Below are 21346 nucleotides of genomic sequence, written 5' to 3'. Positions count from 1 at the left end.
CGCGTGTCAGGTCGTCGAGTCGATCACCTTGAAGCGCGAGCGCTTCTGCGCGCGGATCACCGACTGGTAGACGTCGACGTACTGCTGCGCCATGCGGCGCGACGTGAAGCGTTCCTCGAAGCGCTGCCGCACGCGCGCACGCGGCAGCAGGTGCAGCCGGTTCACGGCGGCCACCGCGCTGATTTCGTCCTCGACGATGAAACCCGACACGCCCTCGTCCACTACTTCAGGCACCGCGCCGCGGTTGAACGCGATCACCGGCGTGCCGCACGACATCGCCTCGATCATCACCAGGCCGAACGGCTCCGGCCAGTCGATCGGGAACAGCAGCGCATGCGCGCCCGACAGGAATTCGGCCTTCTGGTGATCGGCGATCTCGCCGATGAATTCGACGTGCGGCAACGCGAAGAGCGGCTTGATCTCGCGCTCGAAGTATTCCTCGTCGGCCGCGTCGATCTTCGCGGCGATCTTGATCGGCAGCCCGCACTGGCGGGCGATGCGGATCGCCGTGTCGACGCGCTTCTCCGGCGAAATGCGGCCGAGGAACGCGAGATAGCGCGGCTCGACGGGCTGCGGCATGTACAGCTTATCGGGCAGCCCGTGGTAGACCGTCGTCAGCCATTTCGCCTGCGGCAACGGCTGGCGCTGCGCGTTCGAGATCGAGATCACCGGCGCCGTGTTGAACGTATCGAACACCGGCTGCTGTTCGGGCAGGTCGAGCCGGCCGTGCAGCGTCGTCACGTAGGGCGTTTCCTGCCGGTTGAAGACCGAGAACGAGTAGTAGTCCATGTGGAAATGGAGCACGTCGAAGTCCTTCGCGCGGCGCGCGACCGTCTCCATCAGCAGCATGTGCGGCGCGACCCGGTCGCGGATCGACGAATCGAGCCGCAGCGCGCGCGGCCAGACCGGCTCGAGCTTCGCCCGCGTCGTCGAATCGCCGCTCGCGAACAGCGTCACGTCATGGCCAAGCTCGACGAGCGCCTCGGTGATGTAGGACACGACGCGCTCCGTGCCGCCGTACAGCTTCGGCGGCACCGATTCGGTCAGCGGCGCGATCTGGGCAATTCTCATGGTCCACGTCTCCTGTGTCCTGTCCGTTGCGGCATGGCCGGCGGGCCTTCGGGCTTTCACGCCCCGCCCCCCATGCAGCGCCGGCCGGATATCCCTTCATTATTCGCGATCCCGCCGCGCGGAACCGCCCGTCTTTCATTTTATGGGTGTTGTTACAGGCAGGATACATTCCGCCTGTCGGGCCGATCCGGCCCCCTATGCGCCGATCGCGCCCGAACGCGCGCCGCCGCCTTGCCCGTCAGCGCGACGGCCACTTCCACGGCGGCAGGTCGCGCGTATCGGCATCGACGAGCCCGGTCGCGCCGAGCTGCTTGTCGAGCACCAGCGATTCGCAGCCGGCCTCGCGCTCGAGCGTCGCGATGAGCCGCGCGGCGTGCGACACGACGAGCACCTGCGAACGCTGCGCCGCCTGCGCGATCAGGCGGCCGAGCGCCGGCAGCAGATCGGGGTGCAGGCTCGTCTCCGGTTCGTTCAGCACCATCAGCGCCGGCGGCCGCGGGGTCAGCAGCGCGGCCGCGAGCAGCAGGTAGCGCAGGGTGCCGTCCGACAGCTCGGCCGCCGCGAGCGGCCGCAGCAGCCCCGGCTGGCGCATCAGCACGTCGAAGCGGCCACGGCCGCCCGGATTGTCGATCTCGACCGACGCGCCGGGAAACGCGTCGTCGAGCGCCGCATCGAGTGCCGCGCCGTCGCCGATCTCGCGGATCGTCTGCAACGCGGCGGCCAGGTCGGCGCCGTCGTCCGCGAGCACCGGCGTATGGGTGCCGATGTGCGACTGTCGCGCCGGCGCCTGCGCATCGGTCCGGAAGTGATCGTAGAAGCGCCACGAGCGGATCCGTTCGCGCACCGCGATCATCTCGGGTGCGCCGGTCGGATCGGCGAACTCGGTCATCATGCTGTCGAAGCTCGCCACCGGCTGCGGAATCGTCTGCCAGTCGCCCGAGGCGGTGCGCGCGCGGATCTGCGCGCCCTGACGGTCGACCAGCAGCGTCGACGGGCGCAACATCGCGCCGCCCCAGATGCACTCGCGCTTCACCACCGGATCGAGCGAGAACTGCGTCGCGTCGTTCTTCACCGGCATGCCGAGATCGATCGCATAGCCGAAATCGTCGCAGGCGAAGCCGAGCTTCAGGCTCACGGGCCCCTTGCGCACCGTGCCGGTGACCGGTGCGTCGCCGTCCAGCATCGCCCGCGAAAAGCGCTCGGGGCCGGCCCACAGCGTCGACGGCAACCCGCCTTCGCGGGCGAGCGACGGAATCACGCGCCCCTGCGCGGTATCGGCGAGCAGCCGCAGTGCGCGGTACACGCTCGACTTGCCGCTGCCGTTCGGCCCCGTGACGACGTTGAGCGCCGCGAGCGGCACGATCAGCTCGCGCAGCGAGCGGTAATTGGCGATGGCGAGCGTGTTCAGCGCGGTCATGACGATGGACGGTGAGCATGCGGGCCGCTGTCAGCGGCCTTCGGCGGTCTGCGGGTCGGCCGCGGTATTGGCCGCCGTACTGGCGGCAGGCGAGCGCGCGTGCGGCCGTTCGGGATTCGGCGCATCCGGCGCGGCATCGTGCGGATACAGTTCCATCCGGCTGCGCGGCAGGCATTGCGGATAGCGGTCCTGCAGGTAGGCGATCAACCCTTCGCGCACGCGGCAGCGCAGATCCCAGCACGACGATGAATCGGCCGCGCTGACGAGCGCGCGCAACTGCATCGTGCGCTCCGTCGCGTCGGTCACCTGCAGCACCTGCACGCGGCCGTCCCACTCCGGTGCCGCGTGGACGAGCCGCGCGAGCTCCTCGCGCAGCGGCGCGAGCGGCGTGCGGTAATCGACCGACAGATAGACCGTGCCGATGATTTCCGAGCTGCTGCGCGTCCAGTTCGTGAACGGATTCTCGATGATCCACTGCAGCGGCACGACGAGGCGCCGCTGGTCCCACAACCGCACCGACACGAACGACCCGGTGATTTCCTCGATGCGGCCCCACTCGCCCTGGATCACGACCACGTCGTCGAGCCGGATCGGCTGCGTGAGCGCAATCTGCAGCCCCGCGATCAGGTTGCCGAGCACCGGCCGCGCGGCAATACCGGCGACCAGGCCCGCGACGCCGGCCGACGCCAGCAGGCTCGCGCCGACCTGGCGCACGTTCGGGAACGTCATCAGCGCGGCGCCGGTGCCGATGATCACGATCAGCACCATCACGGTCCGCACGAGTACCTTGGCCTGCGTATGGATGCGCCGGGCCTGCAGGTTGTCGGCCGTATCGATCGGATGGGCCTGGATGATGGCGTCGCCGACGCCGGCCGCAAGCCGCACCAGCAGCCACGTGAGCGAAACGATGGAGCCGACCGCCGCCGCCGTGCGCATGCCGCGCACGAACGACATGCCGTCGTCGGCCTGGACCCACAGGAATTCGAGCGCCAGCAGCGCGAGTACGACGAGCGACGGCCTGTCGATGTAGCGCAGGATCGCGCTCATCAACGGATACGGCTGCGCGATGCGCTTGACGATGCGTGCGCCGAGACGGTGCACGACCGTGACGACCAGCAAGACGATGACGGACACGGCCAGCGTGCCGAGCCATGAATGCAGCGGCGCATCGGTGATGCGCTGCAGTTCCTCGATTGAAATCATCGGCGCCCTTGGGTAATGAGGCGCGCACGCCTCGTCCTGGATGCGTCGGCGACGCCCGGGCCGCGCGCGGGCCCGGACACGGCGTCAGGTCAGCTGCCGCTCCTGCAGGGAAACGCCTTGCCGAGACCGAGCGACACCGCGGTGCTCGCGTTGTAGTCGGCCAGCTTCGGATTTTCCGCGATGTACTTGCGCACCGCGTCGGTCATCTGCTGCGCCCGGATGTCGGGCGGCAGGCAGAAATACTGGCCGACCCGCGGCCCCGTCGTGCCGCCGATCGCATCGATGGTGTTGTAGACGCCGTCGGCGGCGCCTTCGATGTAGGCCGCGCACGACGCCCGCGACTTGACGTCCGTCTTCGCGCACAGCCGGTCGAGATCAGCGCCCGTGAACGCCGCTGCCGACAACGGCACGGCAAACACCGCGGCACAAAACATTGCGCGCAACATGGGGTTCCTTATGTCAATGCGGCCCGAGACCGCCTGCTACCTTGGCCGGCGCGGCGCCGGGACGCCCTGCTCCGGCCGGAATCCGGCCGGGCGGGCACCGTCTGCCGCACCGAAAACCGTCATTTTGCACTCTTTTGCGCCTCTGCCGGCGTCGATGCCCCGATGCGGGTCGTCCGCTTGCTCAGGATCTCGATCGCGTCCGGCGCGTTGTAGTGCTTCGCGAATTCGAGTGCGGTGATGCCGAGCTGGTTCTTCACCTGCGGATCGGCGCCCTGGTCGAGCAGCAGCGTGACCGTCGACGGATGGTTGCCGCGTGCGGCCATCATCAGCGGCGTCGTCCCGTTCGGCGATGCGGTATCGATGTACGCGTCGTGGTCGAGCAGCAGCTTCACCACTTCATCCTGGCCGTTGGTCGCCGCGTAGTGCAGCGGCGCCCAGCCCTTCTTGCTGACTTCTGCGCCCTTGTCGATCAGCAGCTTCGCGAGGCCGACGTCGCCGTTCAGCGACGCGAGCATCAGCGCGGTTTCGCCGGCCTTGTCTTCCTTCTCGAGGTCGACGTTCGGCGTCGTGGCGAGCGCCGCCGCGACCTTGTCGGACTTCTCGCGCGCGGCGATCACGATCAGCGGGTCGCCGTTCGGCGCGATCGTGTTCGGGTCGAGCTTGCCGCTCTTGAGCTGCTTGCCGATGTCGGCGATGTCGTCGAACTTGACGGCCTTGACGATCGCATCGAGCGATTCGGCATGCGCGCCGGCTGCCGCGAACAGGCCGCTCGCGACGAGCGCGGCGGCAACGAGTGCGCGTTTCGGCAGATGGTTGGTCGGCTTCGTCATTGTTGTGGGCTCCTTCCCTGGGTTGTCGGCTGCGCGCCCGTCGTTAGCGGGCGATCTTGAACAGCCGGAAAAAGTTCTGCGTCGTCGCATCGGCGAGCGCCTCGACGGCGATCCCGCGCTCGGATGCGATAAAGCGTCCGACATGGCTGACGTACGCAGGTTCATTCGGCTTGCCGCGATACGGCACCGGCGCGAGGTACGGCGAGTCGGTCTCGATCAGCAGCCGGTCGAGCGGCACGCGCCGCGCGACGTCCTGCACGTCGGTCGCGTTCTTGAACGTGACGATGCCCGACAGCGAGATATGGAAGTTCTGCGCAAGCGCCTGCTCGGCCACCGGCCACGGCTCGGTGAAGCAGTGCATCACGCCGCCCGGCACGTCCGCGCGCTCCTCGGCCATGATCCGCAGCGTGTCTTCCGACGACGAGCGCGTGTGGATGATCAGCGGCTTCATCGTCGCGGTCGCCGCGCGGATATGCGTGCGAAAACGTTCGCGCTGCCATTCCATGTCGTCGATCGAGCGGCCTTCGAGACGGTAGTAGTCGAGGCCCGTTTCGCCGATCGCGACGACCTTCGGGTGCGCCGCCAGCTCGACGAGCTCCGCGAGCGTCGGCTCGTGCATGTCCTCGTGATCGGGATGCACGCCGACCGACGCATAGACGTTGTCGTGCGCGTCCGCGATCGCCAGGACCTCCGGCAGCGTCTCGAAGTCGACCGACACGCACAGCGCGTGCGTGACGTCGTGCTCGCGCATGTTCTCGAGAACGGCCGGCAGGCGGTCGGCCAGGCCCTTGAAATTGATATGGCAGTGAGAGTCGACGAACATCGTGTTTCCTAATACGTAAGGCGGGCGCTCATGCGCGCACCGGCATGCGGCAACGGGCGGCGTTCGCGGGCCGGACGGCCACGGTCGCGTCGCGGCGTGGGCCGGTCATCGTTTCGCAACCCGCGAGAAGCAATGCCGGATCACGCGAACATTTCCCGATATCCGAGAAACAATTCCTCGAATACGAGCCGCGCGTTGAGCGGATGGTTCTCGACCGTCCGCTGCCGCGTCACGGCCTTCATGAAGCGGGCGAACGCGTTCGCATCGACCGCTTCCGCGCAGCGCGCGAGCGCCGCCGCGTGCATCGGGAAGTAGCGCGGCGCGCCCGCCATCCGCTGCGCGAGCAGATCGTACAGCCAGCGCTGCAGCCAGCCGAGCACCAGCGGCACCGGCAGCTTCTGCAGCGTCTCGCCGCACGCGAACGGGTCGCAGGCCGCCCCGGCCGCGAGCTGCCCGAGCGTGTAGTCGCGCAGCGGGCGGTTCTCGTCGCTCGCGAGCGCCAGCGCGGCGAGCGGCGCACCGCCGGCCTCGGCGAGCAGCGCCGGCGCATGCTCGACGCCCTGCGCGGCGAGCCAGGCCGCGGCCGCGTCGGGCGCCGGCACGGTCATCGGCCACTGCCGGCAGCGGCTGATGATGGTCGGCAGCAGGCGGTCGATGCGCGCCGACACGAGCAGGAACACGACGCCGGACGGCGGTTCCTCGAGCGTTTTCAGCAGCGCGTTCGACGCGGCGACGTTGAGCGCCTCGGCCGGATACAGCACGACGACGCGTGCGCCGCCACGGTGCGAACCGACCCCGCAGAAGTCGAGCAGCGCGCGCACCTGCTCGATCTTGATTTCCTTGCTCGGCGCCCGCGTCTTCTTGCCGCCTTCGTCCGCGTCGGCCGCCTTCGCGTCGTCGGCGGCGCCCGGCGCCTCGCCCGCCAGCGCCTCGGGCAGCACGATCCGGTAGTCCGGATGGTTGCCCTGCGAGAACCACGTGCAGGCCGCGCAGGCGCCGCACGGCTCGCCGTTCGGCTGCGGCGATTCGCACAGGAAGCCCTGCGCGAGATGCTGCGCGAACTGCAGCTTGCCGATCCCGGCCTGGCCATGCAGCAGCAGCGCGTGCGGCCATTGCGCGCGCAATTGCTGCAGGCGGTTCCAGTCGTCGGTTTGCCACGGATAGATCATGGGGTGCGTTCCTTGCGAATTACAGCGCGGCGAGCACGCGTTCGAGCTGCTGGCGGATCTCGGGAATCGTCTGCGTCGCATCGACGATCGCGAAGCGGTGCGGCGCCTCTTCCGCGCGCCGCAGATACTCGCTGCGCGTGCGCGAGAAGAACGCGTCGGATTCGCTCTCGAACTTGTCGGGCATGCGCGCGGCGCCGCGGCGCTCGCTCGCGACTTGCGGCGCGACGTCGAACAGCACCGTCAGGTCGGGCTGGAACCCGCCCTGCACCCAGCGCTCGAGCGTCTCGAGCTTGTCGCGCGGCAGCCCGCGGCCGCCGCCCTGGTACGCGAACGTCGCATCGGTGAAGCGGTCGGATACGACCCAGTCGCCGCGCGCGAGCGCCGGCTCGATCACGAGCGCGAGATGCTCGCGGCGCGCGGCGAACATCAGCAGCGCCTCCGTCTCGAGATCCATCGGCTGGTTCAGCAGGATCTCGCGCAGTTTCTCGCCGAGCTGCGTGCCGCCCGGCTCGCGGGTGACGACGACTTGCCGGCCGGCCGCGGCCAGCTTGCCCTGGAGGCGTTCGCAGAACCATTGCAGGTGGGTGGTCTTCCCCGCCCCGTCGATGCCTTCGAACGTGATGAATTTACCGCTCGCCATTATTGACCTCGTATGTACTTGTCCACGGCCTTGTTGTGGTCGCCGAGCGTGTCCGAGAACACGCTCGTGCCATCGCCTTTCGCGACGAAATAGAGCGCGCTCGTCGGTGCCGGATTGATCGCCGCCTGCAGCGCGGCCACGCCCGGCAACGCGATCGGCGTCGGCGGCAGCCCGCGTCGGGTGTAGGTATTGTAAGGAGTGTCGGCCTGCAGGTCGCGCTTGCGCAGGCGGCCGTCGTACGCATCGCCGAGCCCGTAGATCACCGACGGATCGGTCTGCAGCGGCATGCCGATGCGCAGCCGGTTCGCGAACACGGCCGCGACGAACGCGCGGTCGGCCGCATGGCCCGTTTCCTTTTCGACGATCGACGCGATCGTCAGCGCTTCGTAAGGCGTCTTGTACGGCAGGCCCGGCACGCGCGCGGCCCAGGCCTCGTCGAGACGCGTCTGCATCAGATGGTACGCGCGCCGGTAGATGTTCAGGTCGCTCGTGCCCTTGTCGAACAGGTAGGTGTCGGGGAAGAACAGCCCCTCGCCGCTGCCGCGCTGCACCGCGCTGTCCGGCGCGCCGATCGCGCGCAGCAGCTCGGCGTCGCTCATGCTGGCCGTCGCGTGCGCAAGATCGGGGTTCGCGTCGAGTTCCGCGCGCATCCGCTTGAAGGTCCAGCCTTCGATGACCGTCGCGACATACTCGTTCACGTCGCCGCGCGCGATCTTCTGCAGCACCTCGTAAGGCGTGATGCCGGTCTTGAATTCGTAGTTGCCGGACTTGAGCCGGCTCGACAGCCCGAGCACGCGCGTCATCGCGACGAAGCCGAGCGGCTCGACCGGCACGCCGCCACGCTTCAACTGCAGCGCGACGCTCTTCACGCTGCTGCGCGGCTTGATCGTGACGTCGAGCGATGCCGAACCCAGCAGCAGCGGCCGGGTTGCCCAGTAATATCCGCCGCCCGCGCCGGCAGCGGCCACGACGACGGCCAGCGCCACGATCGTCGCGGCGCATTTCTTCAGTAGGGACATGGAAACGTGACTCAGGTAAGACCCATATAATACTTGCTCGCCTCCGTCAAAGTCAGGGTTGACTGTTCCCTCATTCCATGAGCACACCGTTCGCTTCACCGGCAGTCCAGGCCGCACCCGCCTCGCTCCCCGTTTTCCCCCGCCCGTCCGCCGCCGATTTCGATGCGCCGGGCGCCTGCATGCCGTTGCCGCAGTTCGGCGTGATCGACGTGGCCGGCGATGATGCCGCGACGTTCCTGCACAGCCAGCTCACCAACGACATCGAACATCTCGACGCCGCGAGCGCGCGGCTGTCCGGCTACTGCTCGCCGAAGGGGCGCCTCCTCGGCTCGTTCCTCGCGTGGCGCGCCGGCCACGGCGTGCGCCTGCTGGTGTCGAAGGACGTGCAGGCCGCCGTGCAGAAGCGGCTGTCGATGTTCGTGCTGCGCGCCAAGGCGAAGCTGACGGATGCGAGCGACACGCTCGCGGTGGTCGGTTTCGCGGGCGACGTGCGCGACGCGCTGTCGGGCATCTTCGACGCGCTGCCGGACGGCGTGCACGTGAAGGTCGACGGCCCCGCCGGCACGCTGATCCGCGTACCCGACGCAGCCGGCCGCAAGCGTTATCTGTGGATCGGCCCGCGCGCCGAAGTCGACGCGCGCATCGCCGCGCTCGGCGGGTCGCTGCCGGTCGTGTCGCCGGCCGTGTGGGACTGGCTCGACATCCGCGCGGGCGAACCGCGCATCACGCAGCCTGCCGTCGAACAGTTCGTGCCGCAGATGGTCAATTTCGACGTGATCGGCGCCGTCAACTTTCGCAAAGGGTGCTACCCGGGCCAGGAAATCGTCGCGCGCAGCCAGTACCGCGGCACGATCAAGCGCCGCACGGCGCTCGCGCACGTCGCCGGCGAGACCGCTACCGTGCATGCCGGCGTCGAGCTGTTCCACAGCGACGATCCCGGCCAGCCCTGCGGGATGATCGTCAACGCGGCGGCCGCGCCCGCGGGCGGTGTCGACGCGCTCGTCGAGATCAAGCTCGCCGCGCTCGACAGCGGCACGGTACACCTCGGTTCGGCCGACGGCCCGGCGCTCGCGTTCGATACGCTGCCGTACGCGTGGCCGACGGAAGCGTGATGCACTGACAACCCGTTCGCGCGCCGGCTCGCGAGTCGCAGCCGGCGCCCGATGTTTCCTGCGAGAGATTCGCCCGATGTGTCTGATTGCCTTCGACTGGCAGCCCGATGTCGCCGCCGGTCCCGTCTTTACCCTCACCGCCAACCGCGACGAGTTCTTTCGTCGAACCAGCGCGCCGCTCTCGTGGTGGGAAGATGTACCGGGCGTGCTGGCCGGCCGCGATCTCGAAGCGGGCGGCACGTGGCTCGGCGTGTCGCGCGACGGCCGTTTCGCCGCGCTGACGAACTACCGCGCGCCGTTCGACATCCGCGCGGGCGCACCGACCCGCGGCAAGCTCGTGTCCGACTTCCTCGGCGGCCCGTCCGTCGCGCCGCTCGACTATCTCGGGCGGCTCGCGGAGCATGCGGCCGTCTACAACGGCTTCAACCTGCTCGTCGGCGACTGGCGTCGGCGTGAGCTCGCATGGTTCTGCAATCGCGCGCCCGAAGGTGAGAGTGCTGTCGCCGCGCCCGTCGCGATCGCGCCCGGCGTGCACGCGCTGTCGAATGCGCGGCTCGATACGCCCTGGCCGAAAGTGGTGCGCAAGCGCGCGGAGCTCGGCACGCTACTCACCGACAATCCCACCCCGTCGCTCGACGAACTGATCGCGTTGATGCGCGACCCGCATGTCGCGGACGACGACGCCCTGCCGCACACCGGCATTCCGATCGAGCGCGAGCGCGCGCTGTCGGCTGCGTTCATCGAGACACCCGAATACGGTACGCGCGGCACGACCGCGCTGCGCGTCACGATGAAGGAAGGTGTGCGGCTGACGGTCGAGATCAAGGAACGCTGCGACGACGACGGCTCGCACCGCACCGTTCGCCCGGGCACGTTCGAGCGCGCGCTCACGTTCGACGTCGACGCGACGCCGCCGCGCTGAGCCCGCGAGCAGGTGCCGCGCTACGGCGCGCGCGCCATCTCGACGTGCGGCACACCGGCTTCGACGAACGGTTCACCGACCGCCGCGAAGCCGTGCCGCAGGTAGAACGACACGGCCGAATCCTGCGCGTAGAGCCGCACGACGATTTCGCCGCGGCGCCGCGCCGCCTCCAGCAGCGCGTTCAGCACGGCTGACCCGACGCCCTGCCCGCGCGCATCGGCCAGCACCGCGACGCGACCGATCGTGCCGGACGGCAGCAGCCGCCCCGTCGCGACCGCGCGGCGCGCGCCGGTCGCCGCATCGACGCGGTACGCCACCGCATGGAGCGACAGCGGATCGTCGTCGTCGAGTTCCCATTCCGGCGGTATCTGCTGCTCGCGCACGAACACCGCGTCGCGGATCCGCGCGGCGTCGCCGCCGAGTACCGTCCAGTCGCCCGTTTCCACCACGCCGTTCGTCATCGCAGCTCCCATGTGGCGCGTACGCCGCCAAACAACCACCGTCAAACGTCGTCGAATGCGGCCTTCAACGCCGCGACCGCGTCGGCATGCGCGGCCCGCACTTCGGGCACGTAGCCGCCCATCTTGAAGAATTCGTGGATCATCCCCGGATAGCAGACCAGCGTGACCGCGTTTCCCGCCGCGCGCAACTTCTCCGCATACGCGGCGCCTTCGTCGCTCAGCGGATCGTATTCGGCCGTCGCGATCCATGCCGGTGCGACGCCCGCGAACGACGGCGCATCGCGCGTGCCGTCGAGCGGTGCGAAACGCCAGTCGTCGCGGTCCGCCGGATCCCGCACGTATTGCGTGAAGAACCACTGGATCGTGTCCTGTGTCAGCAGGTAGCCGTTCGCGAACCGTGCGTGCGATTCGGTGTCCTGGAAGCCCGTCACGCCCGGGTAGATCAGCATTTGCAGCGCAAGGCGCATGCCCGCGTCGCGTGCGAGCACCGCGCAGACGGTCGCGAGCGTGCCGCCCGCGCTGTCGCCGCCGACAGCCAACTGTTCGGCATCGATGCCGAACGTGGCCGCTTCGCGATGCAGCCATTGCAACGCGTCGGCGGCGTCGTTCACCGCCGTCGGAAACCTGTGTTCGGGCGCGAGCCGGTAGCCGACCGACAGCACCGCACATTGCGCGTCGTGCGCGAACATCCGGCACAGCGCGTCGTGCGTATCGACGCTGCCGACCGTGAAGCCGCCGCCGTGGTAGTAGACGAGCGCGGGCAGCGGCTCCGCGAGGCTCGGCGCGACCGGCAGGTACAGCCTCGCACCGATCGTGCGGCCATCGCGCGTCGGCACGACGCACGCCTCGACCGAATGCATCGGCGCCGGTGCGACGTCGAGGATCGGCGCGCTCTTCTCGTACGCGGCGCGCGCCTGCTGCGGCGTCTGATGGTGATAGGACGGACGTTTCGCGCGCTCGATCATGTCGAGCACTTGGGCGATCTTCGGATTCAGCGGCATCGGTGAGGACGGCGCCTGCGGGGCACCGTGAACGGACAAGCGTGCATGATGCCATGCACGCGTCCGGCGGGCGTGATGCGCCGTGCGTTGCGACATGCCACGGTGGGCGGTGGGCAATGCATGTCGCCAAACAAAACGGCCCTGCCGGTGAAGAGGCAGGGCCGCCGTGCGTCCGGGCGCTTATGCGTCGCTCGGGCCGGGCTGGGCGTCCGGCGCCGTGCGCGAACGTTGCCGCTTGATGTCGCGGCCCACCGCGAGCCGCCGCATGTACTTGAACGTGCCGAGCGCCTTCGCGACGAAATTGCCGTCGCTGTCGCGCACTTCGCCTTCGCAGTAGGCCATCGTCGTCGAGCGATGCATCACGCGCCCGTAAGCGCGCAGCTCACCGCGCCCCGGCTGCATGAAGTTCACCTTCATCTCGACCGTGACGACGCCGATACCGTCGTCGGTCAGGCTGCGTGCGGCCATCGCGAGCGCGATGTCCGCGAGCGTCATCGTCACGCCGCCGTGCGCGATGCTCCACGTGTTCATGTGCCGCTCTTCGAGCGGCAGCACAATCTCGCTTGCGCCGTCTTTCGCGGACACGAGCTGCACGCCGAGCATGTCGACGAACGGGCTTTCGATCGACGGGCCGTCCGTCGGGGTTGCCGCGTCGCTCATCGTGGGCTGTCGACGATGTAGTCGACGCACTCGCGCGATTCGGCCACCGCGACGACGAATTTCTTCACTTCCTGGTGAACCGGATGCATCTGGTAGGCATCGAGTGCGGCCTTGTCCGCGAAATCGGATACCAGCACGATGTCGGCGGTTGCATCGAGGCCCGGCGTCGCCACGCCGACGTCGATCTGCAGCGTGCCCGGCACGAGATCGCGACAGCCTTCGAGCTTTTCCTTCAGCTTCAGCGCGTTCTGTGCGCGCGTCGCGCCTTCGGCCGATTCTTTCAACTTCCACATGACGATATGACGGATCACTTCGGTTGCTCCTGTTCGTTCCGGTTCGGCGACTTGCCTGTCACCCTTGCCAATCGGGCATCTTACGCCCTTTCACCGTTCGCTTGCGTTCGCCGGAAGTGGCATCCGGCCGAGCGAGATGCGGGTGACAAAGCGGGTATCGTTTCGATCACCCGAAGGCGATTCCCGCTTTTTCACCGTGTCACTTGATGCCATCAAGTTCCGACCAGCGAAGGCAGACGACAAGCCTACCAAACTTGCCGACTTCGATGGGCTGGATCTGCTGGTGCAACTGTCCGGCGCCAGGCTCTGCCGGTACAAGTACAGCATTGCCGGGACGGAGAATCGCGTTGCTATCGGCAAAGGCAAAGCAGCTTTTCGAGCAGGGCGCGGCTCCCGTTCCGTGGCGAATTTGGCGAGCGATGCCCCCCTACTCAACACGACCTCGATCAACGATCGGACCGTCACCTCGAGCAACCGAATCCGCACCCGAAGCATCACCGTCATATAGAATGGTGCGCTTTGCCCGTACTCCTATGTGGTTCAAGAACCTTCAGCTTCATCGTCTTCCGGCACCTTGGGCCGTTACCCCCGATCAGATGGAAAAATGGCTGGCGCCCCACGCGTTTCAGCCGGGCACCAGCGTCGAGATGCAGAGCCACGGATGGGCGTCGCCGCGTGACGACGGCGCACTCGTGTATTCGATCAACCGGCAGATGTTGCTGACGTTTCGTGCGGAGAAGAAGCTGCTTCCGGCGTCGGTCGTCACTCAGGTGACCAAGGCACGCGCGCTTGAAATCGAGGAGCAGCAGGGCTTCAAGGTCGGGCGAAAGCAGATGCGCGAACTCAAGGAGCAGGTGACCGACGAACTGCTCCCGCGCGCGTTCACCATTCAGCGCGATACCCGCGTGTGGATCGATACGGTGAACGGCTGGCTCGTCATCGATGCGGCTTCACAGGCTGTTGCCGACGACGTTCGCGGCCTGCTTGTCAAATCGATCGATCAGTTGCCGCTCGCCGGTGTTCAGGTGGTGCGTTCGCCGGTCGCCGCGATGACGGATTGGCTGTTGTCCGGCGAGGCGCCGGGCGGATTCACCGTGGATCAGGACGCCGAATTGCGCTCGAGCGGCGAAGGCGGCGCCACGGTGCGATACGTCGGCCACGCGCTGGAAGCGAACGACATGCGCCGGCACATCGAGGCCGGCAAACAATGCATGCGCCTGGCGATGACCTGGGACAACCGGATCTCCTTCGTGCTGACGCCGTCGCTGACGATCAAGCGCGTGACGCCGCTCGACGTGATCAAGGAAGCGGCGGATCCGACCGCGCAGAACGACGATGAACGCTTCGACTCGGATGTCGCGCTGATGACCGGTGAATTGGAGCGAATGCTGGCCAGTCTCATCGACATCCTGGGCGGCGAGCAGCGTGACTCGGCGCATCAGGCGGCAGCGGCCTGAGCTCCGTCGGCGGCCGAGAAACCTCGCCACCAACGACGGCGAGGTTTCGAGCCGGCGCGACAGTTCGACGAGAACGGTCGTCGCGCGGTCGGAGGGTCGCGACCAGGCGCTCGCGCACGATTCTTCTCCGTGTCGCCCGCCGACGCGAGGATTCCGCCCACGACCGCCGGCAGCCGACCGGCCAAGCCTGACGGCGCCGATGCGCCGACATTCCAAGGTACACGGATCCGGCTCCCGAAACGCTGTTTCCGTCAGCGCACGCGCGCCGCGACTCACTTGATCAGGCGCAGCACATCGCGAAAACGCGGATGCCGGCTGGAGCCCAGCCATTCGAACCCGATCATCTCGACCGTCGCGATTTGCACTCCCGCCGCCCCGAGCCGGGCGATCCCCGCGTCCCGGTCGATCGTCCTGCGCGACCCCACGGCATCGCTGACCACCGTGACTTTGCGGCCGCTGCGCAACAGCCCGAGCGCCGTTTGCAACACGCACACGTGCGCCTCGCAACCGGCGACGATGACGCTGTTGCGCCCGGCCGGCAATGCCTCGACCAGGCCCTCCGCGCATGCGTCGAAATGATCCTTGACGACGGTGCTGGAGCACAGGTCCTTGATCTCCGGTAGGTTCCGGCCCAACTGGACGGGGCTCTGCTCGGTACCCGTCACCGGCACCCCGAGTATCTGCGCAATACGGGCAAGTCGGACAGCCTGCGTGACGACGGATGACCCTTCGTGAATCACCGGCATCAGCCGCGTCTGAAAATCAACCAATACGACCACTGAATCGTCGGACACGTGCAGCACGGTGCATTCTCCGGGGTGAAGGCGAGGTCAACCACCGTCGGCCATCGATGAAAAGGCGCTCTGTCGCAAGAGCGTCGGTCCCGCAAAAGACGGATGTCGAATCGCATCAATGACCGAGTGCGGCAATTCGGTAAACGGAAGCGGTTCCCAAGCCTACCAAACTTGCCGACACCGCTGGCGCGATCGCATGGAGTCCAGTTCACGGAGTCACGCGCCAGCCCGGTCCCAGGAACGCCGATTGCTCACCGCTCCGTATTGCCGAATCCACCACATTCCACGGCTTCGTTTGCACCACCCGAGACACGGCGACAGGCAAACCGCCACGATTCAATCCCGGTTCGGAATCAATCACCCATACCGACATCGATTGCCAATCGATTTTCACTCAATTCGACAATCAACGCCTCTCTATTTCCCCATGAATTCGCACATTTTACCGGCCTAACAAGCAATAATTGCGACCTCATTCCGGAGCATTATTCGAAAACCATAAAATCATTATTGACTTCGAATTTATCCGAACTTTAGAATCCCCTACGACAGCTTACGTTTCGTTTTTCACTTCGCGCACACCCATGTCGGCACAGCGCCGGAACGTCAGCAAAGAAGTCTTTCATGCCTGGCCGGGGCAGCGCCTCCTTTTGTTTTCAATTCCGGCATTAACCGCCAACCGGTTATTTCGCGTTCAATTCGCCCCCGAAGTACGTCTGGATTAATTCTGAATTTCCCAGGAATTCAGCAATACCGGATGAAGCAGATCGAGCACCCGCTCATTCGATAATTCTCATAAAAATCGCCAATCATCAGGAGGGACATCAACATGCATCGCCTTGCGAAGTCGCTGTGTCTCGGATTCATCTGCGCCGGCCTGCTCGCGGCCTGCAATGACGACGACGTCAAATCGAGCAACCCGCCGTCGAACCACGCCGCACTGTCGTTCCGCATGGACACCGGCGGCCAGATCAACGCGTTCTACCGGCAGGACAACGTCGCCGCACACCTGCTCGTGCGCTCGTCGACGAAGCCGCGCCTGCTCGTGGTCTTCCCCGCCGGCAACAGCGGCACCGGGCTGTGGTTCGACGATACCGCGCAGCCGGTGAACTGGAGCCTCGACACGCCGCCGTCCGCGCTATCGGCACCCGACACGCATGGCCGTCCGCTGTACGGCATCGGCGCCGACGTCTCGGTGGACACCAACACGCTGACGATCCGCCAGGGCGTGCTCAGCAACGTGCGCTTCCTGCGCGACTTCAACGGCGGCGCCACGATTCCGCAGCAGATCCTCACCGCGCCGACGGTTCAGGGCAGCGCCGCGCAATGGCAACGCGACCGGATCGACGGCGCGCCCGGTTATTCACTGCGCATCACGCTGCGCGACGGCGGCAGCATCGCGCCGGCAGCGGGCGGCAAGCTCGTCCTGAGCGCGCCAGCGGGCTCGCACACGCTGCGGCTGCATGTCGATGCGCTGTCGGGCGAGACGCCGTTGTCGCCGATCACGCACGCCGACCTGCTCGCGCCCTCGGTGAACCCCGACCCGGTGAGCCAGAACGTGCTCGAATTCCTGAGCTTCCACGACAAGCTGCTGGCCGGCTCGTGGCAGTACGACACCTACTTCGGCCGCGACACGCTGATCTCGGTACGCATGCTGATGCCCGTGCTCGAACCCGCGGCGATCGAGGCCGGCCTGTCGTCGGTGCTGAGCCGGCTGTCGACCGACGGCAAGGTCGCGCACGAGGAAGGGATCGGGGAATTCGCCCTCATCGACAACCAGAAGAACGGGCGGCCGAACGATCCGACGCCGACCTACGACTACAAGATGATCGACAGCGACTACCTGCTCGCGCCGATCGCGGCCGCGTGGCTGATCGACGATACGCGCGGCCAGGCCCGCGCGGCCGCCTATCTCGCGCAGCGCGGCAGTGACGGGCAGACCCTGGGCAGCCGTCTGGTCGTCAACCTGCTGCACGTCGCGACGACCGCGCAGCCGTTCGCGCAGCAGCCGACCGTCGCGAACCTGATCCACCTGCGACCCGGCGAAATCGTCGGCAACTGGCGCGACAGCACCGACGGGCTCGGCGGCGGCGTCTATCCGTATGACGTCAACGCGGTGCTCGTGCCGGCCGCGTTGCGTGCCGCGAACGCGTTCCTCACACACGGCCTGCTCGATCCGTATCTGGATGCCGGGCAGCGCGCGACGCTCGCCAACACGGCGAACCAGGCGGCCACGTGGGAAACGCAGGCGCCGCCGCTGTTCCAGGTCAGCGTGCCGGCCGCACAGGCAGCCACCGACGTGTCGGCCTATGCGCCGTCCGCGGGCGTGCCGGCCGGCGCCGCACCGGGCACGCCGCTGGCGTTCTACGCGCTGTCGCTCGATCAGCAGGGCAACCCGATTCCGGTGATGAATTCGGACGGCGGCTTCGCACTGCTGTTCGGCACGCCGCCGGACGACGAGCTTCAGCGGATCGTCACCGACGTCACGCGGCCGTTCCCGACCGGGCTCGTGACCGATGCCGGGATGCTGATCGCGAATCCTGCGTATGCAAGCCAGGCGCTGTGGCCGAAGTTCACCAGTTCCGCGTATCACGGCACGGTGATCTGGTCGTGGCAGCAGGCGATGTGGGTCGCCGGGCTCGACCGCCAGCTCGCGCGCCAGGACCTGTCGGCCGCGACACGCTCGCTGCTCACTCAGGCGCGACAGACGATCTGGCAGGTGATCTCGAACGGGCGCGACATGCGCACGTCGGAGATGTGGACGTGGTCGTACGTGAACGGCAAGTACCAGACCGATGCATTCGGCACGCGCAGCGCGGACGCCACCGAAGCGAACGCGGCACAGCTCTGGAGTACGACGTATCTCGCGATCCGCGACCCGCAGCAGCGCGCGGGCAAGTACTGGTGGCAGGCGTCGCAGCGGATGCAGGATGCGCAGCCGACGCAGCGCGCGGCGGCGCTGGCAGCGCGGTAGCGCGTCGCCGGTCGCGTGCTGCCCTGACACGCAAAAGCCCCGGGGGCGTGACCGCCTCCGGGGCTTCGTCGGAGATCGAGGCGCTGGACACAGCCGCTGTACGCCCGCGCGGCCGAATGTTGCGCGTCCGTTCACCAGCGCCCGTGTGCCGCGCGAACCCGTATCACCGCGCCACGACCCGGTTCCGCCCTTCCCGCTTCGCCTGGTACAACCGTTCGTCGACCGCGCGCAGCAACGCATCGACCGTGCTGCCGTCGGCCCCGTATTGCGCGACGCCGACACTGACCGTCACCTGCACGCGCTTGAAATCGAGCCCGAACGGCGAACTCGCGATCGACGAGCGTACGCGTTCGGCCGTCATCCGCGCGCCTTCGAGCGGCATGTCCGGCAGCAGCGCCATGAACTCCTCGCCGCCGACCCGTGCCAGGCCGCCCGCGGGCCGGATCGCATCGAGGCACTGGCGCACGACGCCGCGCAGCACCTCGTCGCCGATCTGATGCCCGTACGCATCGTTGATGTTCTTGAAATTGTCGAGATCGAGCGCGAGCAGGCAGAACGGCGTGCCATCGCGCTCGGCCCGCACCATCTCGCGCTCGACCTGTGCGATGAACTGCCGGCGGTTCGACGCGCCCGTCATCGGATCGGTCGCGGCCATGTATTCGAGCTTCTGGTTCGTGCGCCGCAGCTCCTGCAGTGCGCTCTCGGTGCGCGCCATCGATTCCGACAGCCGGCTCATCAGGTCTTCCTGGCTGTAGATCGCCGAGAACGAGCGCGTCGTCTGTAGCGCCTGCACGACACCGTAGCTGAGCAGGAAGAAGCCGCCGGCAAAAATCGCATGCGCGAGCCACCACATGTGATTCCACGGCTTGCCGAGAATGAACGCGAGCGACGACAGCGCGAACGCCATGATCGACACACCGTAGATCACCATCAGCGGCGAGCGGATCCGTCGCGCGAGCAGCACGGCGACGTTCAACAGCGAGAACACGAGCGCGCCGCCTTCCATAGACAGCCGCGTGCCCGGTGCGCCCGCGACCGGCGAATACGCGATGTACGCCACGATCACGTTGACGATCACGAAGAACACGATCCACGGCAGCCACGTGCGCACGCTCGTGCGCTTCTCGAGGCGATCCGGCGGACGCGAATACGACAGCAGGCCCGTGAGCAGCAGGATCGACATCACGAGCCGCGACGCGGGCCCGTACAGCAGGAACAGCCAGATGTTGTGATGCGCCATCCCGGTGAACGCACCGTGCAGCGCATAGATCATCGCGAAGCCGAGAAAGCCCAGCGTCAACCAGCGCAGCAGCGGCTCGCCGGACGACCGGTAGCAGACCCACGTCACGTAGGTGACGAACGCGCCTTCGAGGGTGGCGGCGGCGATCGCGATTTCATGGAACGCGTGGTTCTCGAACACGACGTGCGGGTCGCTGAAGAACCACAGATAGGCGATCAGATAGGCGGGCAGCAACGCGAATCCGACCAGCAGGCATTTCGCGTAGAGCCTTGCGGCCGCGCTGACGACGCGCGGCGGTTCCCCGGCTGCATAGGTCGTACTCATTCGGTCCCCGGTCGGTCTGCTGCGTTGGTTCGAACCTTCGCGGCACGGATCGCATGACGCACGATCCGGCCCATCGTGCCGAAAGGCAAATGTCAGAGCAAGTATAGGTGGGGCAATTTGTTTGACAAGTAAGGGGAAACGGCATTGCCGGGCGCATGCCTGTTGCTTCCCGATTGTTTCGAATGGCGGATCAGTCGCGCCGATTCGCGTCGCGGCCGCCTGTCTCGCCGAAGCGAAACCGCGGCCGCTCCGTGTCAAAGATCAGAGGATTTCAAACAGGCCGGCCGCGCCCTGCCCGCCGCCGATGCACATCGTGACGACCGCGTACTTCACGCCGCGCCGCTTGCCTTCGATCAGCGCATGGCCGGTCAGGCGTGCGCCCGATACGCCGTACGGATGGCCGACCGCGATCGCGCCGCCGTTCACGTTCAGACGATCCTCAGGAATCCCGAGCGTGTCGCGGCAGTACAGCACCTGCACCGCGAACGCTTCGTTCAGTTCCCACAGGCCGATATCGTCGACCTTCAGCCCTGCCTGCTTCAGCAGCTTCGGCACCGCGAACACGGGGCCGATGCCCATCTCGTCCGGCTCGCAACCGGCCACCGCGAACCCGCGGAACACGCCGAGCGGCTGCAGCCCGTCGCGCTGCGCGGCGTCGGCGCTCATCACGACGCAGGCCGACGCACCGTCCGAGAACTGGCTCGCGTTGCCCGCGGTGATCACGCCACCCGGCACGGCCGACCGGATCTTCGATACGCCTTCGAGCGTCGTGTCGGGGCGGATCCCTTCGTCGGCCGAGACCGTCACTTCCTTCGTGAACAGACGGCCCGTCGCCTTGTCGGCCACGCCCGCGAGCACGGTGATCGGCACGATCTCGTCACGGAAACGCCCGGCTTCCTGTGCGGCCGCGGCGCGCAGTTGCGACTGCACGCCGTACTCGTCCTGCCGCTCCTTCGAGATGCCGTAGCGCTTCGCGACGTTCTCGGCCGTCTGCAGCATGTTCCAGTAGATCTCGGGCTTGTGCTGGACGAGCCAGCCTTCCTGGATCATGTGGTGGTTCATCTCGTTCTGCACGCACGAGATCGATTCGACGCCGCCCGCGACATACACGTCGCCCTCGCCCGCAATGATCCGCTGTGCGGCCAGCGCGATGGTCTGCAGCCCGGACGAGCAGAAACGGTTCACCGTCATCCCCGGCACCGTCACGGGCAGCCCCGCACGCAGTGCGATCTGCCGCGCGATGTTCGCGCCGGTCGCGCCTTCGGGGTTCGCGCACCCCATGATCACGTCCTCGACGCGTGCGGGGTCGAGCTTCGCGCGCTCGACAGCGGCCGCGACCGCGTGGCCGCCGAGCGTCGCGCCGTGCGTCATGTTGAATGCACCGCGCCAGGATTTCGCCAGCGGCGTACGGGCGGTCGATACGATTACGGCTTCGGTCATGCGAGTCTCCTTCGGTCCTGCTTCATGTCCTGAATCGGATGGGGAATGCG

General features: G+C 67.3%; 21 protein-coding genes. 5 read left to right on the top strand and 16 right to left on the bottom strand.

Annotated features, from left to right (window positions below):
* Nucleotides 1-6: 6 nt before the first annotated feature.
* From CFB34_RS31445 to mltG, 9 genes are all read right to left on the bottom strand, one after another.
* Nucleotides 7-1071, bottom strand: coding sequence for a glycosyltransferase family 4 protein (locus tag CFB34_RS31445; protein WP_089440273.1), 1065 nt, complete (start codon nucleotides 1069-1071; stop codon nucleotides 7-9).
* Nucleotides 1072-1309: 238 nt separating this feature from the next.
* Entirely contained in the window at nucleotides 1310-2488 is a 1179-nt protein-coding gene (locus tag CFB34_RS31440; protein ID WP_089440274.1) for an AAA family ATPase, read from the bottom strand.
* 30 nt (nucleotides 2489-2518) lie between these two features.
* Nucleotides 2519-3691 (bottom strand): mechanosensitive ion channel domain-containing protein, encoded by a 1173-nt coding sequence (locus CFB34_RS31435; protein WP_089440275.1) that lies wholly within the window; start codon nucleotides 3689-3691, stop codon nucleotides 2519-2521.
* Nucleotides 3692-3780: 89 nt separating this feature from the next.
* Nucleotides 3781-4137 carry a Rap1a/Tai family immunity protein gene (locus CFB34_RS31430; RefSeq protein ID WP_089440276.1) on the bottom strand — a complete coding sequence of 119 codons (357 nt, stop codon included), beginning with the start codon at nucleotides 4135-4137 and terminating at the stop codon, nucleotides 3781-3783.
* Between the two features lie 119 nt (nucleotides 4138-4256).
* Nucleotides 4257-4967 carry an ankyrin repeat domain-containing protein gene (locus CFB34_RS31425; protein WP_089440277.1) on the bottom strand — a complete coding sequence of 237 codons (711 nt, stop codon included), beginning with the start codon at nucleotides 4965-4967 and terminating at the stop codon, nucleotides 4257-4259.
* A 43-nt stretch (nucleotides 4968-5010) separates the two neighbouring features.
* Complete coding sequence (locus tag CFB34_RS31420; RefSeq protein ID WP_069248154.1) at nucleotides 5011-5790, bottom strand: TatD family hydrolase; 780 nt, start codon at nucleotides 5788-5790, stop codon at nucleotides 5011-5013.
* Nucleotides 5791-5930: 140 nt separating this feature from the next.
* Nucleotides 5931-6959 carry a DNA polymerase III subunit delta' gene (locus CFB34_RS31415; protein ID WP_089440278.1) on the bottom strand — a complete coding sequence of 343 codons (1029 nt, stop codon included), beginning with the start codon at nucleotides 6957-6959 and terminating at the stop codon, nucleotides 5931-5933.
* 19 nt (nucleotides 6960-6978) lie between these two features.
* A complete protein-coding gene (tmk, locus tag CFB34_RS31410; protein ID WP_039367036.1) occupies nucleotides 6979-7599 on the bottom strand; it encodes a dTMP kinase in 621 nt (206 codons plus the stop codon).
* A complete protein-coding gene (gene mltG, locus CFB34_RS31405) occupies nucleotides 7599-8618 on the bottom strand; it encodes an endolytic transglycosylase MltG (protein ID WP_089440279.1) in 1020 nt (339 codons plus the stop codon). The genes tmk and mltG overlap by 1 nt, the downstream gene beginning before the upstream one ends.
* Before the next feature lie 77 nt (nucleotides 8619-8695).
* On the opposite strand from mltG, the gene CFB34_RS31400 reads away from it, so the two are divergent.
* Complete coding sequence (locus CFB34_RS31400) at nucleotides 8696-9730, top strand: folate-binding protein YgfZ (RefSeq protein ID WP_089440280.1); 1035 nt, start codon at nucleotides 8696-8698, stop codon at nucleotides 9728-9730.
* Between the two features lie 76 nt (nucleotides 9731-9806).
* Nucleotides 9807-10652 carry an NRDE family protein gene (locus CFB34_RS31395; protein WP_089440281.1) on the top strand — a complete coding sequence of 282 codons (846 nt, stop codon included), beginning with the start codon at nucleotides 9807-9809 and terminating at the stop codon, nucleotides 10650-10652.
* A 20-nt stretch (nucleotides 10653-10672) separates the two neighbouring features.
* Here the strand turns inward: CFB34_RS31395 and CFB34_RS31390 are convergent, their stop codons facing one another.
* The 4 genes from CFB34_RS31390 to CFB34_RS31375 all read right to left on the bottom strand — a co-directional run bounded on the left by CFB34_RS31390 (nucleotide 10673) and on the right by CFB34_RS31375 (nucleotide 13085).
* On the bottom strand, nucleotides 10673-11113 hold the full coding sequence (locus CFB34_RS31390) for a GNAT family N-acetyltransferase (protein ID WP_069248160.1): 441 nt from the start codon (nucleotides 11111-11113) through the stop codon (nucleotides 10673-10675).
* A gap of 41 nt (nucleotides 11114-11154) precedes the next feature.
* Nucleotides 11155-12114 carry an alpha/beta hydrolase gene (locus tag CFB34_RS31385; RefSeq protein ID WP_089440282.1) on the bottom strand — a complete coding sequence of 320 codons (960 nt, stop codon included), beginning with the start codon at nucleotides 12112-12114 and terminating at the stop codon, nucleotides 11155-11157.
* A 180-nt stretch (nucleotides 12115-12294) separates the two neighbouring features.
* Nucleotides 12295-12774 (bottom strand): PaaI family thioesterase, encoded by a 480-nt coding sequence (locus CFB34_RS31380; RefSeq protein WP_046545900.1) that lies wholly within the window; start codon nucleotides 12772-12774, stop codon nucleotides 12295-12297.
* Nucleotides 12771-13085, bottom strand: a complete 315-nt coding sequence (locus tag CFB34_RS31375) for a Dabb family protein (protein ID WP_089440283.1) — start codon at nucleotides 13083-13085, stop codon at nucleotides 12771-12773. The genes CFB34_RS31380 and CFB34_RS31375 overlap by 4 nt, the downstream gene beginning before the upstream one ends.
* A gap of 124 nt (nucleotides 13086-13209) precedes the next feature.
* Between CFB34_RS31375 and CFB34_RS31370 the strand changes: the two genes are divergently transcribed.
* Both CFB34_RS31370 and CFB34_RS31365 read left to right on the top strand, forming a co-directional pair.
* A complete protein-coding gene (locus CFB34_RS31370; protein ID WP_143329447.1) occupies nucleotides 13210-13575 on the top strand; it encodes an Arm DNA-binding domain-containing protein in 366 nt (121 codons plus the stop codon).
* A 25-nt stretch (nucleotides 13576-13600) separates the two neighbouring features.
* Nucleotides 13601-14524, top strand: coding sequence for a recombination-associated protein RdgC (locus tag CFB34_RS31365; protein ID WP_089440284.1), 924 nt, complete (start codon nucleotides 13601-13603; stop codon nucleotides 14522-14524).
* Between the two features lie 272 nt (nucleotides 14525-14796).
* Here the strand turns inward: CFB34_RS31365 and CFB34_RS31360 are convergent, their stop codons facing one another.
* Nucleotides 14797-15327, bottom strand: coding sequence for an isochorismatase family protein (locus CFB34_RS31360; protein ID WP_089440285.1), 531 nt, complete (start codon nucleotides 15325-15327; stop codon nucleotides 14797-14799).
* Between the two features lie 820 nt (nucleotides 15328-16147).
* On the opposite strand from CFB34_RS31360, the gene CFB34_RS31355 reads away from it, so the two are divergent.
* On the top strand, nucleotides 16148-18292 hold the full coding sequence (locus tag CFB34_RS31355) for a hypothetical protein (RefSeq protein ID WP_089440286.1): 2145 nt from the start codon (nucleotides 16148-16150) through the stop codon (nucleotides 18290-18292).
* A 163-nt stretch (nucleotides 18293-18455) separates the two neighbouring features.
* On the opposite strand, the gene CFB34_RS31350 is transcribed toward CFB34_RS31355, so the two are convergent.
* Nucleotides 18456-19856, bottom strand: a complete 1401-nt coding sequence (locus CFB34_RS31350; RefSeq protein WP_089440287.1) for a GGDEF domain-containing protein — start codon at nucleotides 19854-19856, stop codon at nucleotides 18456-18458.
* 261 nt (nucleotides 19857-20117) lie between these two features.
* A complete protein-coding gene (locus tag CFB34_RS31345; RefSeq protein WP_089440288.1) occupies nucleotides 20118-21296 on the bottom strand; it encodes an acetyl-CoA C-acyltransferase in 1179 nt (392 codons plus the stop codon).
* Between the last annotated feature and the right edge of the window lie 50 nt (nucleotides 21297-21346).

This window comes from Burkholderia sp. HI4860, assembly GCF_002223045.2.
Taxonomy (GTDB): domain Bacteria; phylum Pseudomonadota; class Gammaproteobacteria; order Burkholderiales; family Burkholderiaceae; genus Burkholderia.
Note: the sequence above shows the minus strand (reverse complement) of the source record. Positions and strands in the feature narration are given on the sequence as shown.